The sequence below is a fragment of the Enterobacter sp. GD03975 genome (assembly GCF_029838645.1).
Taxonomy (GTDB): Bacteria; Pseudomonadota; Gammaproteobacteria; order Enterobacterales; family Enterobacteriaceae; genus Enterobacter; species Enterobacter quasihormaechei.
Window position 1 is genome coordinate 416160 of the sequence record NZ_JAOBZC010000003.1, and the last position, 15441, is coordinate 431600.

General features: G+C 55.2%; 17 protein-coding genes, 2 tRNA genes and 1 riboswitch. Of the genes, 12 read left to right on the forward strand and 7 right to left on the reverse strand.

All coding sequences use genetic code 11. The features are described 5' to 3' along the window. Positions 1 to 18: 18 nt before the first annotated feature. Positions 19 to 519 (reverse strand): DedA family protein, encoded by a 501-nt coding sequence (locus N5C09_RS08365; RefSeq protein ID WP_063866315.1) that lies wholly within the window; start codon positions 517 to 519, stop codon positions 19 to 21. Positions 520 to 677: 158 nt separating this feature from the next. Continuing rightward, positions 678 to 847: riboswitch (M-box (ykoK) riboswitch) on the forward strand. Between the two features lie 60 nt (positions 848 to 907). Between N5C09_RS08365 and N5C09_RS08370 the strand changes: the two genes are divergently transcribed. Next, positions 908 to 1909, forward strand: a complete 1002-nt coding sequence (locus N5C09_RS08370; RefSeq protein ID WP_102749645.1) for a magnesium transporter — start codon at positions 908 to 910, stop codon at positions 1907 to 1909. Between the two features lie 42 nt (positions 1910 to 1951). Here the strand turns inward: N5C09_RS08370 and N5C09_RS08375 are convergent. Beyond that, a tRNA-Ser gene (locus N5C09_RS08375) sits at positions 1952 to 2039 on the reverse strand. A gap of 311 nt (positions 2040 to 2350) precedes the next feature. Here N5C09_RS08375 and N5C09_RS08380 point away from each other — a divergent pair. The 4 genes from N5C09_RS08380 (at position 2351) to N5C09_RS08395 (ending at position 5821) form a co-directional block, all read left to right on the forward strand. Then, on the forward strand, positions 2351 to 2821 hold the full coding sequence (locus N5C09_RS08380; RefSeq protein ID WP_226842023.1) for a LuxR C-terminal-related transcriptional regulator: 471 nt from the start codon (positions 2351 to 2353) through the stop codon (positions 2819 to 2821). Positions 2822 to 2952: 131 nt separating this feature from the next. Next, positions 2953 to 3957, forward strand: coding sequence for an ABC transporter substrate-binding protein (locus tag N5C09_RS08385; protein WP_279748846.1), 1005 nt, complete (start codon positions 2953 to 2955; stop codon positions 3955 to 3957). Then, positions 3957 to 4988, forward strand: coding sequence for an iron ABC transporter permease (locus N5C09_RS08390; protein WP_112792849.1), 1032 nt, complete (start codon positions 3957 to 3959; stop codon positions 4986 to 4988). Before N5C09_RS08385 ends, N5C09_RS08390 begins: the two co-directional genes overlap by 1 nt. Then, the gene (locus N5C09_RS08395; RefSeq protein ID WP_279748847.1) at positions 4985 to 5821 is read left to right on the forward strand and encodes an ABC transporter ATP-binding protein; all 837 of its coding nucleotides are present in this window, start codon (positions 4985 to 4987) and stop codon (positions 5819 to 5821) included. The genes N5C09_RS08390 and N5C09_RS08395 overlap by 4 nt, the downstream gene beginning before the upstream one ends. Here N5C09_RS08395 and N5C09_RS08400 read toward each other — a convergent pair. Continuing rightward, positions 5808 to 5895 (reverse strand) — tRNA-Ser (locus tag N5C09_RS08400). The two genes, N5C09_RS08395 and N5C09_RS08400, sit on opposite strands and share 14 nt — an antisense overlap. Before the next feature lie 138 nt (positions 5896 to 6033). Next, positions 6034 to 7668 (reverse strand): ABC transporter substrate-binding protein, encoded by a 1635-nt coding sequence (locus N5C09_RS08405; protein ID WP_279748848.1) that lies wholly within the window; start codon positions 7666 to 7668, stop codon positions 6034 to 6036. Between the two features lie 270 nt (positions 7669 to 7938). Here N5C09_RS08405 and yccA point away from each other — a divergent pair, with 270 nt between their 5' ends. Beyond that, positions 7939 to 8598, forward strand: a complete 660-nt coding sequence (gene yccA, locus N5C09_RS08410; protein WP_047726838.1) for an FtsH protease modulator YccA — start codon at positions 7939 to 7941, stop codon at positions 8596 to 8598. 88 nt (positions 8599 to 8686) lie between these two features. Beyond that, positions 8687 to 9016 carry a sulfurtransferase TusE gene (tusE, locus tag N5C09_RS08415; RefSeq protein ID WP_003858129.1) on the forward strand — a complete coding sequence of 110 codons (330 nt, stop codon included), beginning with the start codon at positions 8687 to 8689 and terminating at the stop codon, positions 9014 to 9016. Here tusE and yccX read toward each other — a convergent pair. Further along, a complete protein-coding gene (yccX, locus tag N5C09_RS08420; protein WP_279748874.1) occupies positions 9013 to 9294 on the reverse strand; it encodes an acylphosphatase in 282 nt (93 codons plus the stop codon). The two genes, tusE and yccX, sit on opposite strands and share 4 nt — an antisense overlap. A gap of 93 nt (positions 9295 to 9387) precedes the next feature. Between yccX and rlmI the strand changes: the two genes are divergently transcribed. Together rlmI and hspQ are read left to right on the forward strand one after the other, a co-directional pair. Beyond that, the gene (rlmI, locus tag N5C09_RS08425) at positions 9388 to 10578 is read left to right on the forward strand and encodes a 23S rRNA (cytosine(1962)-C(5))-methyltransferase RlmI (RefSeq protein WP_102749639.1); all 1191 of its coding nucleotides are present in this window, start codon (positions 9388 to 9390) and stop codon (positions 10576 to 10578) included. Between the two features lie 60 nt (positions 10579 to 10638). Further along, positions 10639 to 10956 carry a heat shock protein HspQ gene (gene hspQ / locus N5C09_RS08430; RefSeq protein ID WP_006809336.1) on the forward strand — a complete coding sequence of 106 codons (318 nt, stop codon included), beginning with the start codon at positions 10639 to 10641 and terminating at the stop codon, positions 10954 to 10956. 32 nt (positions 10957 to 10988) lie between these two features. Here hspQ and N5C09_RS08435 read toward each other — a convergent pair whose 3' ends face one another. Continuing rightward, the gene (locus tag N5C09_RS08435; protein WP_006809337.1) at positions 10989 to 11402 is read right to left on the reverse strand and encodes a CoA-binding protein; all 414 of its coding nucleotides are present in this window, start codon (positions 11400 to 11402) and stop codon (positions 10989 to 10991) included. Between the two features lie 172 nt (positions 11403 to 11574). Between N5C09_RS08435 and N5C09_RS08440 the strand changes: the two genes are divergently transcribed. Beyond that, positions 11575 to 12237, forward strand: coding sequence for a DUF2057 family protein (locus tag N5C09_RS08440; protein WP_279748849.1), 663 nt, complete (start codon positions 11575 to 11577; stop codon positions 12235 to 12237). Positions 12238 to 12317: 80 nt separating this feature from the next. After that, positions 12318 to 12776, forward strand: a complete 459-nt coding sequence (mgsA, locus tag N5C09_RS08445) for a methylglyoxal synthase (protein WP_006809340.1) — start codon at positions 12318 to 12320, stop codon at positions 12774 to 12776. A 39-nt stretch (positions 12777 to 12815) separates the two neighbouring features. Here mgsA and helD read toward each other — a convergent pair whose 3' ends face one another. Then, positions 12816 to 14870, reverse strand: coding sequence for a DNA helicase IV (gene helD / locus N5C09_RS08450; RefSeq protein WP_279748850.1), 2055 nt, complete (start codon positions 14868 to 14870; stop codon positions 12816 to 12818). Between the two features lie 122 nt (positions 14871 to 14992). Here helD and N5C09_RS08455 point away from each other — a divergent pair, with 122 nt between their 5' ends. Further along, positions 14993 to 15439, forward strand: a complete 447-nt coding sequence (locus tag N5C09_RS08455; protein WP_003858149.1) for a YccF domain-containing protein — start codon at positions 14993 to 14995, stop codon at positions 15437 to 15439. Positions 15440 to 15441 lie beyond the last annotated feature (2 nt).

Sequence of the window (15441 nt, forward strand, 5' to 3'; positions counted from 1 at the left end):
TCAAACTGATGAATACGTTCAGACGCTGATGCCGGTGACGATGCCGACGTACAGCGCCGCCCATGCGCAGGCTGACAGCAGGCTAACGACGTAAACCTTCATCGCGCTCATCCTGAGCATGCCGGCCGCCAGCGGCACGATATAGCGCAGCACCGCCAGGAAACGCGAGGTGAACAGCGCGACTACGCCGTTCTTTTGCAGCTGATGCTGTACCCGCAGAAACTTATCGGCATGTTTTGCGGTGAGGCGTGACACCAGCCGGGTATGCCCCATTAGCTGGCCGATATGGTAATTCAGCACCGAACCTGCCGTAGCGCCCATCACCACCGCCAGCCACGTCATTCCGGGATGCAGACTCGACTGGCTGACGGCGATCCCCGCCATCAGCATGACCGATGCGGGCGGCAGCACCGACGAGACCAGCACCGTCGATTTACTCAACGCCATAACAACGAGCAGCGCGAACAGATGCGTCGGATAATGCGCAAAATGATCCAGCAGCGTGTCCAGCCATGCCATTTTACTCTCTCCGGTAACAGATGAATTCTCCATTTAAAAAGAAAACAGTTAAATAAAACCTCAACATGCGTTTAATACTATTCATTTAAACCGTTCTTAAACATTATTAAAATTCCTCAGCAGCGGTTTTAAATAAGCGTATTATCCCTCACGTTTTACAACGATCTCGTTATGGCGAGGCTCCTGTACAAATACACGTTATCGCTCTGGTGGGTTCGAGAGAACCGGCACAGGGTAAAACAGGCACTGTCGAATCAAGGCTTTGTCAGTATAACTTCCCTTACGGGATACGGTGTACAGTGCTGAACCCAGGACGTGGGGATCTCCTTTCCGACATGCCCTGTCTTGCTCGCCCCTGAGAGATTTTATTATTCAAAGGGAATTTACTATGTCTTACGCTATTCACAACCAAAACCCGGCTTTTAATGACAGCGCCATCGCGCAATATATGAATACCGATTTTATTGTTATCGATATTTCATTATGCGTGGCTCTGGCACGCGAGCAGTTTTTCGAAAAATTAAAAGACGATGATATTCCTTCACATATTTTTATCGAGGATAACGGTCGCCTCGCGGGTTTGATTGCCGTTCGCAAATTATTGCAGGCCACGGATACCGTGCAGCCGGTTAAGCGACTGATGATATCGGATTTTATTCAGCTTAAACCGGAAGATGAGCGGGCGGATGTCGCCGGGGTGCTGGCGCACGCGGGTGCGGATGTCGTGCCGGTTGTCACCCACGGCAAGCTGGTGGGCTGCCTCACCGAGCGCGAAATCGCCCACCTGCTGGAAGATGACGTCACCGAAGATGCGCAGCTTCAGGGGGCGACCCTGCCGCTGGAAAAACCCTACCTGGAAACCAGCGCCTTCAGCCTGTGGAAGAAGCGCTCCGTCTGGCTGCTGCTGCTGTTTGTTGCGGAAGCGTATACCAGCTCGGTGATCCAGCATTTTGAAGAGGCGCTGGAGTCTGCCATTGCGCTGGCGTTCTTTATTCCGCTGCTGATTGGCACGGGCGGGAACAGCGGAACGCAGATCACCTCCACGCTGGTGCGCGCCATGGCGCTGGGTGAGGTCCACCTTCGCGATGTGGGCCGCGTGCTGCGCAAAGAGATGAGCACGTCGTTGATGATTGCCGCCACGCTGGGTCTGGCGGGCTGCGTTCGCGCCTGGATGATGGGTATCGGGATGGAAATCACGCTTATCGTCAGCCTGACGCTGGTCTGCATTACGCTGTGGAGCGCCATCGTCTCGTCGGTGATCCCGATGGTACTGAAACGCTGCAAAATCGACCCGGCGGTCGTCTCCGCGCCGTTTATCGCCACGCTGATCGACGGTACCGGGCTGATTATCTACTTCAAAATCGCGCAGTATACGCTGGGGCTGGAATAACGAAAAAACCCTGCGATATTGCTATCGCAGGGTTTCTGAATTTGGCGGAAGCGTAGAGATTCGAACTCTAGAACCCTTTCGGGTCGCCGGTTTTCAAGACCGGTGCCTTCAACCGCTCGGCCACGCTTCCAAAGTGAGGCGCACTATAAACATCTCTGAGCATGATGTAAAGCAGGAAATTGCATTACCTTGAGCATCTTGCGTCGTTCCCTTCCGCCCAGATGATTTCTTCGTCATCGACTGGCTAAAATGTAAACATTTATTTTTACATTCATTACTTTTATCAGTTTTATCGGGTGTGATTTAGACTTTTTTTCGTACAACACCCGTTAACCCAGCCTCACTGCGATAAGTGAGTCCCCATGACTTTATTCAACGGCAATTATGAATTTTATTTTTATCAGTGATAACTATTACCTGTGCCGCGGGGTCTCAAGCGCCATGACATCGACCCATTTAATTCGCGATAAGAAGGATATTCACGATCTTGATGAGGTCGATCCGACGCTGGATTTCATCATTGCAATTGAACAGGATACGTTACGCAATAGCACTATCCAGCAGGTCAAAAAAATCAGGCGTGATTACATTGTCCTGATGCATGAGATAGAAGCGAATCGCGCGGTGAGAATCGACAATATTATCTATTCATCGATGCATTTTAGCGTTCATCCTTTTCAGCAGCTGATGCGATTTTATCGGGCGCTCCGCACACACTCGTTTACGCGACGCGAGTATGACGTGCTGAAGCTTTTTCATCTGGAAAACCATGAAATTGCGAAAAAGCTGCAACTATCACAAAAAACGACCAGCACCTACCGCGTGAAGATCCTCGAAAAATTAAATATGCGCGCTAAAAACATTCTGGCGATGTCCCGGGTGAAATCGGCGATTGTCGATCAGAAGCTGTGACCCGATCTGCCCGTTAAATTCCTTAAACGCACCCTGTCTCCGGCTATGCAGTTCATTGCGGGCAACTGCGGTTGCTCTCAATCACAATACATGTATTATGTTATAACATAACAATTACTGGATTGCGTTCTATGTTTCTTAAAAAAGGGTTATTACTGGCATCGCTGCTTTCCATTGCGCCTGCCGCTTTTGCAGTGACCTCCTGGCCCCTTACGGTTGAAAATTGCGGCATAAAGCAGACCTTTGCGAAGGCTCCTCAGCGCGTCGTGACCGTAGGTCAGCATGAAACAGAATTACTGCTCGCTCTGGGGCTGGAGAAAAAGATAGCCGCGACGTCGGTCTGGTTTGGCAAACTTCCGGCTCCGCTGGCGGAGGCCGGGAAACACCTTCCCCGGCTTGCGGATAACTCACCATCATTTGAAGCCGTAGTGGGGCAGAAGCCTGAGCTCGTTCTCGCGCAGTATCACTGGCACATTGGTCCGCAGGGCGAAGTGGGGACACGTGAGCAGTTTGCGTCGCTGGGGATTAATACGTGGATTTCCCCCGCCGACTGCACGGATAAAGCGGTGACGGAAACGTCAAACGCAGACGGAGCACGAAGCGCGCCGTTTTCGCTGGCGGAAATCACGCGGGAAGTGACAGAGCTGGCGACGATTTTTGATGTTTCCGCACGGGGTGAACAGCTCAACCGCACCCTGACGGCACGTATCGAAAAGGCCCGGGCGCGCGTCTCCGCAAAACCGCTTAGCGTCGTTTTCTGGTTCTCCAGCAGCCGTCTGAATGGCGATCCCTGGGTGGCGGGAAATTATGGCGCGCCGGGCTGGATCAGCCGTACGCTGGGGTTGAAGAACATTATTGACTCCCACGACGAATGGCCTGCCGTAACGTGGGAACATATTGCCCAATCGCAGCCGGACGTGATTGTCATCGCAGAGATGTCTCGCAGGCTCTACCCTGCCGATGACGTTGCGGTAAAACAGGCGTTCTTACGAAGTGACCCGGTGACAAAGAACCTGCCTGCGGTCAGGAACAACCACATTATTGTGGTGCCGGCGATGTCGTTAAACCCTTCAATGCGTAACGTCGATGCGGTTGAGCTTATCAGCGATCGGCTGGCTTCATTTCAGGACGAATAATGCGTCATTTCTTCACTGACCGCCGCCAGCAGGGGTTACTGGCGGCAGGCCTCCTGGCGCTGCCGCTGATGCTGGTTTTTGCCGCGAGTCTCGGCGATATGCCGGTATCGTATGCCATTACCGGAAAAGCGATCCTCAACGGCCTGGGATTGACGTCATACGATCTGCCGCAGCCAGAGGAAGGCATCGTCTGGCAGTACCGCATGAGCCGGGCGCTGATGGCTGCGTGCAGCGGCGGCGGCCTGGCGCTGTGCGGGCTGGTGTTACAGTCGATCCTGCGTAATCCCCTGGCGGAACCCTATCTGCTGGGCATTTCCGCGGGCGCCTCGCTGGGGGCCGTCTGCGTGATGCTTCTCGGCATCGGAGGAAGCGTGATTGGCGTGAGCAGCGGTGCGTTTGTGGGTGCCTGCGCCGCCTTTGCGCTCATCATGCTGATTACCAACGGCATGAGTGAAAGCCCGTCGCGCATTTTGCTGGCCGGCATCGCGGGCACCCAGCTCTTCAACGCTATGACCGCTTATATCGTCAGCACCTCCGCGAATGCCGAGCAGTCCCGTAGCGTTATGTTCTGGTTAATGGGTAGCCTGAGCGGCGTGCGCTGGCCGGACGCGCTGCTGGCCCTGACCGTGACGCTTGCGGGTTTACTGGTGGTTCTTCTCTTTTCGCGTGCGCTGGACACCTTTACCTTCGGGGATGAGGTCTCTACAACGCTGGGCATACCGGTCACCGCCGTGCGTATTCTTTTGTTGCTGACCTGTGCCGTCGTTACCGCAACGCTGGTGAGCGCTATTGGTGCAGTCGGCTTTGTGGGGCTGGTCATTCCCCATGTGACGCGCATGCTGAGCGGTCCGGGCCATCGGCGCACGCTCCCTCTGACGTTTCTTATTGGCGCACACTTTATGATCCTGGCCGATATCGTGTCGCGCACGCTGATTGTGCACCAGGTGCTGCCCATCGGCGTGGTGACTGCGCTGGTGGGTGCCCCCGTCTTTATGGCGTTGCTTTATCAGAACCGGAAGGAGCATAGATGAATATTACCGTGGCCGGGTTAACCGTAACCCGACAAGCGCAGACGGTGCTTAAGGAGATCGATTTCAAACTGTCATCCGGGCAGATTGTCGGCCTGTTAGGACCAAACGGCTCGGGCAAGTCTACGCTGCTGCGCTGTCTTGCCGGGCTGTTTCCGCGACTGAGCGAATGTGTTGCGCTTAATGGCACGACGCTTGACATGTTGCCGCTGAAAAAACGTGCGCAGCACATGGCGTTTGTCCCGCAACATGCTGAAGTCGATGGGGAACTGACCGTCGAAGAAATCGTACGGCTGGGACGTACCCCTTACCGAAAGGCGTTTCAAAGAAGCACACGCGAGGATGATGAGGCGGTTGAAGAGGCGATAAGCCTGATGCAACTGGGCGGATTACGCCAGCGGCGCTGGCAGCATTTGTCCGGCGGGGAACGTCAGCGAAGCCAGATTGCCCGCGCGCTGGCACAGCAGCCGCAGGTGCTGCTGCTCGATGAGCCGACAAACCACCTGGACATACAGCACCAGCTGGAGCTGATGGGGCTGATTTCGCGCCTGCCGCTTACCGTCGTGGTTGCGCTGCACGATCTCAGTCTTGCGGCCAATTTCTGCCAGCGGCTGATCCTCCTGAAAGCCGGACAGATATCAGCCACGGGCCTGCCCGAAGAGGTGTTGACCCCAGCGAACATCGAGAACACCTGGTGCGTAAAAGCTCAGGTCTACAAGACCGACGACGGGATAACGATCAGCTACAGCATGGGTGGCATGGCAAAGACCAGGCGCAAAAGCAAAAAACCCTGCGATATCGCTATCGCAGGGTTTTCGAATTTGGCGGAAGCGTAGAGATTCGAACTCTAGAACCCTTTCGGGTCGCCGGTTTTCAAGACCGGTGCCTTCAACCGCTCGGCCACGCTTCCTAAGTGAGGCGAACTATAAACACCTCACCGCGCGCTGTAAAGAGCGCGGGCATTCGTTCGCTTTAAAAATAGCCAAAATGCGTTTAATCGGTTGAATTGACGACAGATTGGCCATTTTGGCAGCATACTATCCCCGGCTTAGCGCGAGTGCTTTTTGATGTACATATCTTTGGTGTAGTAGTACCCAAGCTTGTCCGGCGTGAATCCCCCTACCCACGGTTTCACCAGGTGCGTGCGCACGTAGTGATAGACAGGGATCGCCGGTACGTCACGTCCCAGCAGATCTTCTGCCTGCTGGTAGAACTTACCGCGCTCCTGAGCCGTTTTCGATTTCGCCGCATTCACCAGAGCCCGATCGTAGTCCGGATTGCTGTACTGAGTGGTGTTTTGGCTGTCCCCGGTACGGAAAGTGTTCAGGAAGGTTGCCGCATCGTCGTAATCGGCAATCCAGGCGTAGCGCACCGCGTCAAAGTTGTGGGTGTGCATGGTATCGAGCATGGTTTTCCACTCCTGATTTTGCAGCTTCGCCTCCACGCCGAGGTTCTTCTTCCACATTGAACTGGCGGCAATCGCAATGCGCTGGTGCGATTCCGAGGTGTTATAGAGGAGATTAAAGCTGAGCGGATGGCTATCGTTAAATCCGGCTTCGGCCAGCAGCTTTTTCGCCTCGGCAATGCGTTTATCCATCGGCCAGCTGGCGTAATCCGGGTTCTGTAACTTGACGCCGCCAATGTCCGGCTGGCTGATCAGCCATGCCGGCCGCTGCCCCTGCCCTAACACTTTCCCGGCGATAATGTCTTTATCCAGCGCCAGGTTCAGCGCCCTGCGCACGCGGGCGTCGTTGAACGGCGGCCGGGTGGTATTGAACTGATAATAATAGGTGGCAAGCTGCGGTGAAACGTCCAGCTCGCTCCCCAGCGTTTTCTTCAGCTGAGCAAACTGGTTGATCGGCACCGTGTAAACAATGTCGATTTCGCCCGCTTTGTAGCGGTTAACGTCTGCGGCTTCAGAGGAGATGGGCAGATAGGTCACCTTGTTGATGACGGTATGTGCGTTATCCCAGTAATGTGGGTTCCGCACCGCCACGATGCGTTCGTTAACCACCCACTGTGACAGCGTATAGGCCCCGCTGCTGACGAAGTGCTCCGGTTTAGTCCACTTCTCACCGAAACGACCGACCAGGACTTTATCTATCGGCACCAGAGACGGGTGAGCCAGCATCGCCAGGAAAGCGGCATTTGGCTGCGTGAGCGTAACTTCCAGCGTGGCGTCATTGATGGCTTTCACGCCCAGCGACTCGGGGGCTTTTTTGCCTTCTGCGATATCGGTGCCGTTAACGATACGCATGCTGCCGGGATAGCTGGCATACGGTGAAACGGTTTTCGGGTCGACCAGTCGCTGCCAGCTCCAGACGATATCTTCTGCGGTGATGGGGGTTCCATCGCTCCAGGTGATGCCCGGACGCAAATGAAAGGTCCAGACGGTGTTATCTTTATTTTCCCATTTCTCCGCCAGGCGCGGCTGGATTTCACCTGTTGGAGAGACGCTGACCAGCCCGTCGAATAAATCGCTGATAATATTAAATTCGACATCGCTTTCGACTTTATGCGGGTCGAGCGAGGCGGGTTCACTGCCGTTGTTCCTGACCAGTTCCTGCTTCTCTGCCAGCTGGGTTCCTGCCGGCACGTTAGCCGCCCAGGTTGCCGTGCTGGCGCACAGGATCCCCGCGGTTAACAAAGAGAGCGTAAAGTGCGTGCGTGTTTGTGGTTTCATTTCCTTCGCCTTATTGTCTGTTTTTATGACGATCCGGAAATAACTCTTAGCGGCCTTAGGGAAATAACGCAATATTTTTCAGTAACCTATAAGAGGTTGATCTGCATCCGCTTTGCAAACCGCACTTCATTCTGAGGACAAGCGATTTTTCAGAAGAAAAAACCAGCATAATCCCTAAGGGGCTGAGTAAAGATGGGTAAAACCACTTTGCGTCTGCCGCGCCGTTTCTTATTCTTTGCGCTAATTACATCTGTCATAAGAGAGTGACTCATGGATCGTATAATTTCTTCTTCACGCGACCGCACATCGCTACTCAGCACGCATAAGGTGCTGCGCAATACCTATTTCATGCTCAGCCTGACGCTGGCGTTTTCAGCCATCACCGCGACGGCCAGCACCGTGCTGATGCTGCCTTCTCCGGGCCTGATCCTGACGCTGGTGGGTATGTATGGTCTGATGTTCCTGACCTATAAAACCGCGGATAAGCCGGTGGGTATTCTCTCCGCGTTCGCCTTTACGGGCTTCCTGGGCTACATCCTGGGGCCAATCCTGAACGCCTATCTGTCTGCCGGAATGGGCGACGTGATCGGTATGGCGCTGGGCGGCACCGCGCTGGTGTTCTTCTGCTGCTCGGCCTACGTGCTGACCACCCGTAAGGACATGTCCTTCCTCGGCGGTATGCTGATGGCGGGTATCGTGATTGTGCTGGTCGGTATGCTGGCGAACATCTTCCTGCAATTGCCTGCTCTGCATCTGGCAATCAGCGCGGTGTTCATCCTGATTTCATCCGGCGCAATCCTGTATGAAACCAGCAACATCATTCACGGCGGTGAGACCAACTACATCCGCGCCACCGTGAGCCTGTATGTGTCGCTGTACAACATCTTCGTCAGCCTGCTGAGCATTCTGGGCTTCGCCAGCCGCGATTAACCCACCGTGCTGTGAACATGGCCCCGCTTATGCGGGGCTTTGTTTTTTTGGTAAACTGATGCGGTTTTTGACTAACGCGTGAATGATTATGTTGAGTTTTGAAGGCAAAGAGATCGAAACCGATAACGACGGTTATCTGAAAGAGAGCAGCCAGTGGAGCGAAGCGCTGGCGGAGAAAATTGCGGAAAACGAAGGAATCACCCTCTCCCCTGAGCACTGGGAAGTGGTGCGCTTTGTGCGCGAGTTTTACCTTGAATTCAACACGTCGCCGGCGATCCGCATGCTGGTCAAAGCCATGGCGAATAAGTTTGGCGAAGAGAAAGGCAACAGCCGTTATCTGTATCGCCTGTTTCCGAAAGGCCCGGCAAAACAGGCGACAAAAATTGCCGGCCTGCCAAAACCGGTAAAATGCATTTAATAGCGAATACTGAAGTCAGCGTATTCCCGGCCGGGTTGATGCGGTTCCGTTAAAACCTTATCAACCCGCGCGCTTCGCGGTCCGCCCGCTTTTAGCCACGCCACCAGCTTCCCAACTTTATCCGCATCACCGCAGGCGACTACCTCCACGCTGCCATCATCCATGTTACGTGCATACCCCGTCAGCCCGAGCTGTAGGGCTTCGCGCTGGGTGCTGTAGCGGAAACCGACACCCTGTACGAGGCCGTGGACCCAGGCAATGGTGCAAACTTTTGACATCATCCTTCTCCTTATCCGACTGGCGCGTTGCATTTCCTCACTGAAGTCGGGAAAATGGCGGCCATTTTACTGGAATCGACAGAATAGCAAATTATGAGCGTACGTTTAGTGTTAGCCAAAGGGCGCGAGAAGTCATTACTGCGCCGCCATCCCTGGGTCTTCTCCGGCGCGGTTGCCCGCATGGAAGGCAAAGCCAGCCTCGGCGAAACCATCGATATTGTTGACCATCAGGGGAAATGGTTAGCACGCGGCGCATACTCGCCCGCCTCTCAGATCCGCGCGCGCGTCTGGACGTTCGATAAAGATGAAACCATCGATATCGATTTCTTTGTCCGCCGTCTGCAACAGGCGCAGCAGTGGCGCGAGTGGCTGGCAAAGCGCGACGGACTGGACAGCTATCGTCTGATTGCCGGTGAGTCTGACGGCCTGCCGGGCGTGACCATCGACCGCTTCGGCAATTTCCTGGTGTTGCAGCTGCTGAGCGCCGGGGCGGAATACCAGCGTGCTGCGCTAATCAGCGCCCTGCAAACGCTGTTCCCGTCATGCGCCATTTACGACCGCAGCGACGTGGCGGTACGTAAAAAAGAGGGCATGGAGCTGACGCAAGGCCCGGTCACCGGCGAATTGCCGCCTGCCCTGCTGCCTATCGAGGAGCACGGCATGAAGCTGCTGGTGGACATCCAGGGCGGCCATAAGACCGGTTATTATCTCGACCAGCGTGACAGTCGTCTGGCAACGCGCCAGTACGTTGCCGATAAGCGCGTGCTGAACTGCTTCTCCTATACCGGCGGCTTTGCGGTCTCTGCTCTGATGGGCGGCTGTGCCCAGGTTGTCAGCGTCGACACCTCCCAGGAAGCGCTGGACGTGGCAAAGCAGAACGTCGAGCTGAACAAGCTGGATCTGAGCAAAGCGGAGTTTGTGCGCGACGACGTGTTTAAGCTGCTGCGTAAATACCGCGATCAGGGCGAGAAATTTGACGTCATCGTGATGGATCCGCCGAAATTTGTGGAAAATAAAAGCCAGCTGATGGGCGCCTGCCGTGGCTATAAAGACATTAACATGCTGGCGATCCAGCTGCTGAACCCGGGCGGCGTACTGCTGACATTCTCCTGCTCTGGCCTGATGACGACAGATTTATTCCAAAAAATCATCGCCGATGCCGCAATAGATGCGGGTCGTGATGTACAATTTATAGAGCAGTTCCGTCAGGCCGCCGATCACCCGGTGATCGCCACCTACCCGGAAGGGCTGTATCTGAAAGGGTTTGCCTGTCGCGTCATGTAACTTGAAAAGAGAAATATTGCCCGCACATAGTGTGTATGTGATGTTTCCCGGGAGGTGACTATGATTGCCAGCAAATTCGGTATCGGCCAGCAGGTCCGCCACACCTTGCTTGGATATTTGGGTGTGGTCGTGGATATCGACCCGGAGTATTCCCTTGATGAACCGTCAGCAGACGAGCTGGCGGTTGACGCAGAGCTTCGCGCCGCGCCCTGGTATCATGTGGTCATGGAGGGCGACGATGGTCAGCCTGTCCATACCTATCTTGCCGAAGCGCAGTTGAGTGGTGAATTACAGGATGAGCATCCGGAACAACCCACTATGGACGAGCTTGCTCAGACCATCCGCAAACAGTTACAGGCACCAAGACTGCGAAATTAAAGGTGTAAAAAAGCCCGTCAAGCGGGCTTTTTTTATTTTGCGAGCCCCAGACGGGGGATGTCGATTGCCGGACAGCGATCCATTACCACCTTAAGCCCGGCATCGCGTGCCAGCACGGCCGCCTGCTCATTGATCACGCCCAGCTGCATCCACAGCGTTTTCGCACCAATGGCGATCGCCTCCTGCGCCACGCCCCAGGCCGCCTCTGAATTGCGGAACACGTCCACCATATCCACCTTTTCCGGCACGTCCGCGAGCGTCGCATAGCCCTGCTGGCCCAGCAGCGTTTTCCCCGCCACCTTCGGCGAGACCGGGATCACGTGATAACCCTGATCCAGAAGGTATTTCATTACCCGATAGCTTGGACGATCCGGTTTGTCGCTCGCGCCAACCAGCGCGATAGTGCGCGTGGACGTCAGGATCTCGACAATGTCGTTCTCTTTCATGCTCTTCCTCCTGGTTTTTTTCAAAGTGTACGTCAAAGCAGCCATCTCAACCACGCTGTCCCTACAGAAGTATGCGGGCAAAACGGCAGAATATGTCTATATGTTAGTAAACGTGATTATCGAAAAAATTTGATACATTCTTACATAGGTAGTTTGTCTACAGGAGTCTGCTATGAAAACCGGCATTGCCTCGGCTGTGGTTGCGTTGATCATGCCGGTGTGTGTTTTCGCAACCACCCTCAGACTCTCACCGGACGTTGACCTGCTGGTGCTGGACGGGAAAAAAGTCTCCAGCTCCCTGCTGCGAGGCGCAGACAGCATTGAGCTGGATAACGGTCCGCATCAGGTCATTTTTCGGGTGGAAAAGACGATTCGCCTCGCCGACAACGAACAGCATATGTACATTTCTCCGCCGCTGGTCGTCAGCTTTAACACGCAGCGTATCAGTAAGGTCAACTTCAGGCTTCCGCGTCTCAATACAGAGAAAGAGTCACAGGCCTTTAACGCTTCGCCACGCCTTGAACTGGTGGACGGGGATTCCATGCCCATCCCGGTAAAGCTGGATATCCTGGCGCTGACAAACAGGCCCAAAGGAACGGATTACGAAGCAGACACGGCGATCTATAACCGAGCCAGCCGGCCCGCCTCCCTGCCTCAGTTCGCTACCATGATGGCAGACGACAACACCCTGCTTTCGGGCGTACCGGAACTGGATGTGCTTCCCCCTCAGTCGCAGACGCTCACCGAGCAACGCCTCAGGTTCTGGTTCCAGAGTGCCGATACGGATACGCGGGCCCGTTTTCTGCAATGGGTGAAACGACAACCGTCGTCGTAAGCCACATTTTTTCGTCCTTTCTCTTGCAGCATCAGTCAGTTCCCGTCATCGTGTAGCGAGGTAACTTCACGGATAAGATTATGGAACTGACAACACGCACACTTCCGGCGCGCAAGCACATTGCTCTGGTTGCGCACGATCACTGTAAACAAATGCTGCTTAACTGGGTTCGTCGCCATCAGCCTCTTCTCCAGCATCATGCTCTTTCCGCCACGGGGACAACCGGTAATTTGATCCACCGCGAAACCGGTCTGGAAGTGAATGCCATGCTGAGCGGCCCGATGGGAGGTGACCAGCAGGTCGGCGCTCAGATTTCGGAAGGCAAAATCGACGTGCTGATTTTCTTCTGGGACCCGCTGAATGCGGTGCCGCATGACCCGGACGTTAAGGCGCTGCTGCGTCTGGCGACAGTGTGGAACATTCCGGTGGCGACAAATCTTTCAACGGCCGATTTCATCATTGAATCACCGCAGTTTAACGATCCGGTAGAGATTTTGATCCCGGATTACCCGCGCTATCTTGCGGAAAGGCTGAAGTAGTTTTTTGCCCGGTGGCGCTGCGCTTACCGGGCCGACATGTTACGGCTTTCTCGCTACCGGCACGTCAATACTCTTCAAAATATCGACAAACACCGACGGCTCCTCTTTGTTGAACAATAGCCACACGCGATGCCGCGCGCGGGTTATCGCCACGTACAACAAACGCCGCTCTTCGGCATCCGGGAAATCTTCGGGAACCGGCAGTAACGCCTCTTCCATCACGGATTCCCGCGCGGGTGCCGGGAAACCGTCGCTCCCCTCTTTTAGCCCCACCACAATCACGTAATCAGCCTGCTGCCCTTTACTGGCGTGAATGGTCATAAAATCGAGCTGTAGTTTTGGCCAGCGCGTCGCCGCTTTTTCCAGCGCCGCGGGTTTGAGGTGGTGGTAACGCGCCAGCACCAGGATCCGCTCATCAGGTTTCGCATAGCCGCTCAGTTTGTCCAGCAGCGGCTCCAGCTGATCCTCCGCCAGCAGGGTGACGGCCTTTTTATCCCCCGGCGTCAGGCTGTTAAGCGGCTTCGACAGCTGATGCGGGTTCTGCTGAATAAAGCGGTTGGCAATTTCACCAATTCGCGCGTTAAAGCGGTAGGTGGTGTCGAGATCGCTGCGGTCGCCTTCACCAAAATAGTGGTGGAAAGCCGTGGTGAGGGAAAGCTGCGCCCCGCTGAAACGGTAGATTGCCTGCCAGTCATCGCCCACGGCAAACAGCGACGTGTGTTTATTCTGCGCCCGCAGCGCCGAAAGCAGCGCAGCGCGCTGCGGCGAGATATCCTGAAACTCATCCACCAGAATGTGTTTCCACGGACTAACGAAGCGCCCTTTTTCCAGAATGATAATGGCCTGATGGATCAGCCCGGAAAAATCGACCGCGTTTTCCTCTTTCAGCGCGGTTTTCCACGTTTTGAGCATCGGCGCCATCAGCTTAACCCGCTTAGAGAAGACGGCGCGAATCGCTTCCGGTGTGCTTTCTATCATCTCGGCCTGAGAGCCGCCGTGCATGCGCATCAGGCTTACCCACCGGTCGAGACGGGAACCTAGCCGGCGCGCCAGCTTTTCATCCTGCCAGAAGCTGCCCTCCGGCACCGCCCAGTTCAGTTCCTCTTCAAGCCACTGACGCCAGCCTTTCGCCTGCGCCTTTTTCTCGCTGCACTGCTGACGCCATGTCTTGATAAACAGCGCCTGGCGAGCCTGAGCATCACTCTCCAGCTTGCTGACAACAGGGACTTTTTTGCTGCCCTGTTGAATGATATGTAACGCGAGAGAGTGGAACGTGCGCGCCGAGATATCCTGAGTATGCAAACGCGCCTGAATGCGCTCGTCCATTTCCTGCGCCGCTTTGCGGCCAAAGGCCAGCAGCAAAATCTGGTCGGCAACCGCCTCGCCCGTCGTCAGAAGCCAGCCCGCGCGCGCCACCAGCACCGACGTTTTGCCACTCCCGGCCCCTGCCAGCACCAGCAGAGACTGCTCGCCATTCACCACGGCGCGCGCCTGGGCAGGATTGAGGGGCGATGATTCCACCGTGCTGAAGAAATCGGCATATTGCGTAAGCATCGCATCGGTCCAGGCCTGGTTGTGCGCCAGACGGCTTTTCTCGATATCGCTGAGCCATGCCTGACACTGCCGCCACGCGTCACGGCAGTTATCAAATTCCTCCAGCCGCGCCACGGGTAAAGGCAACGCCGTCAGCGCCTGGGTGATTTTTTGCTGAAGCCCGGCGGTTTGCTGACGCGTCAGCCACTTCTGCTGGGTATTACTTAACGCGATATCGTCCAGCACCTGGTGCAGTACCTGTGCGGCAATCACGCTCATCTCCTGACTCCACTGCTGCCAGCGCGCGTTCAGATGATGATGGAAGCGCTGGGTTTCAGCCCACTCCGTCCCGTGGAGTCGCACCACTTTCTCTGCCGGCAGGACGAACTCCAGCTCGCCCCACACCAGCCCACGCTTGCAGTGGATGGCGAGCAGTTGATTAAACGGAATAAGGTATTCGTGGCGTTCACCGGAGACTTTCACTCCCGCATTGAGGAGGACAACCTTGTCGTAAGGGTGCTGCGCCAGGCGTTTGCCCATTGAAGTAGCTTTCAGTTCCATATCCTGCCGGATCCACGAGGTAATAATTTGTCAGACAGTTTAACTGCCAGTTTTAAGGTGCTCCAGCCCAAAAAAACGTTACAATCACCAGGCGTTAATCATATCGAAGGAAATGAGGGTTTATGCGTACCGTTCTGAATGTGTTGAATTTTGTCCTTGGCGGTTTTGCCACCACCCTTTCCTGGCTTTTCGCCACCCTGGTGAGCATTGTGCTCATCTTTACGCTTCCGCTGACGCGCTCCTGCTGGGAAATCACCAAACTGTCCCTCGTTCCTTATGGAAATGAAGCCGTACACGTGGATGAGCTGGAGCCGGAAAGAAAAAATGCCCTGATGAATACCGGCGGCACGCTGCTGAATATTCTGTGGCTGATCTTCTTTGGCTGGTGGCTGTGTCTGATGCATATCTTCGCCGGTATCGCCCAGTGCATTACGATTATTGGCATTCCGGTTGGCATCGCTAATTTCAAGATTGCCACCATCGCCCTGTGGCCGGTCGGACGCCGCGTTGTCCCGGTCGAAGTGGCGCAAGCCGCGCGTGAAGCCAATGCCCGTCGTCGTTTTCAGTAATA

Bases quoted from the DNA above. Each gene is read 5' to 3' on its own strand.
- N5C09_RS08385 (WP_279748846.1), top strand. From the start codon at position 2,953: ATGTTTCTTAAAAAAGGGTTATTACTGGCATCGCTGCTTTCCATTGCG.
- yccA (WP_047726838.1), top strand. From the start codon at position 7,939: ATGGATCGTATAATTTCTTCTTCACGCGACCGCACATCGCTACTCAGC.
- yccX (WP_279748874.1), bottom strand. From the start codon at position 9,294: ATGTCAAAAGTTTGCACCATTGCCTGGGTCCACGGCCTCGTACAGGGT.
- N5C09_RS08455 (WP_003858149.1), top strand. From the start codon at position 14,993: ATGCGTACCGTTCTGAATGTGTTGAATTTTGTCCTTGGCGGTTTTGCC.
- N5C09_RS08380 (WP_226842023.1), top strand. From the start codon at position 2,351: ATGACATCGACCCATTTAATTCGCGATAAGAAGGATATTCACGATCTT.
- N5C09_RS08395 (WP_279748847.1), top strand. From the start codon at position 4,985: ATGAATATTACCGTGGCCGGGTTAACCGTAACCCGACAAGCGCAGACG.
- hspQ (WP_006809336.1), top strand. From the start codon at position 10,639: ATGATTGCCAGCAAATTCGGTATCGGCCAGCAGGTCCGCCACACCTTG.
- tusE (WP_003858129.1), top strand. From the start codon at position 8,687: ATGTTGAGTTTTGAAGGCAAAGAGATCGAAACCGATAACGACGGTTAT.
- rlmI (WP_102749639.1), top strand. From the start codon at position 9,388: ATGAGCGTACGTTTAGTGTTAGCCAAAGGGCGCGAGAAGTCATTACTG.
- mgsA (WP_006809340.1), top strand. From the start codon at position 12,318: ATGGAACTGACAACACGCACACTTCCGGCGCGCAAGCACATTGCTCTG.
- N5C09_RS08440 (WP_279748849.1), top strand. From the start codon at position 11,575: ATGAAAACCGGCATTGCCTCGGCTGTGGTTGCGTTGATCATGCCGGTG.
- N5C09_RS08390 (WP_112792849.1), top strand. From the start codon at position 3,957: ATGCGTCATTTCTTCACTGACCGCCGCCAGCAGGGGTTACTGGCGGCA.
- N5C09_RS08370 (WP_102749645.1), top strand. From the start codon at position 908: ATGTCTTACGCTATTCACAACCAAAACCCGGCTTTTAATGACAGCGCC.
- N5C09_RS08365 (WP_063866315.1), bottom strand. From the start codon at position 519: ATGGCATGGCTGGACACGCTGCTGGATCATTTTGCGCATTATCCGACG.
- N5C09_RS08405 (WP_279748848.1), bottom strand. From the start codon at position 7,668: ATGAAACCACAAACACGCACGCACTTTACGCTCTCTTTGTTAACCGCG.
- N5C09_RS08435 (WP_006809337.1), bottom strand. From the start codon at position 11,402: ATGAAAGAGAACGACATTGTCGAGATCCTGACGTCCACGCGCACTATC.
- helD (WP_279748850.1), bottom strand. From the start codon at position 14,870: ATGGAACTGAAAGCTACTTCAATGGGCAAACGCCTGGCGCAGCACCCT.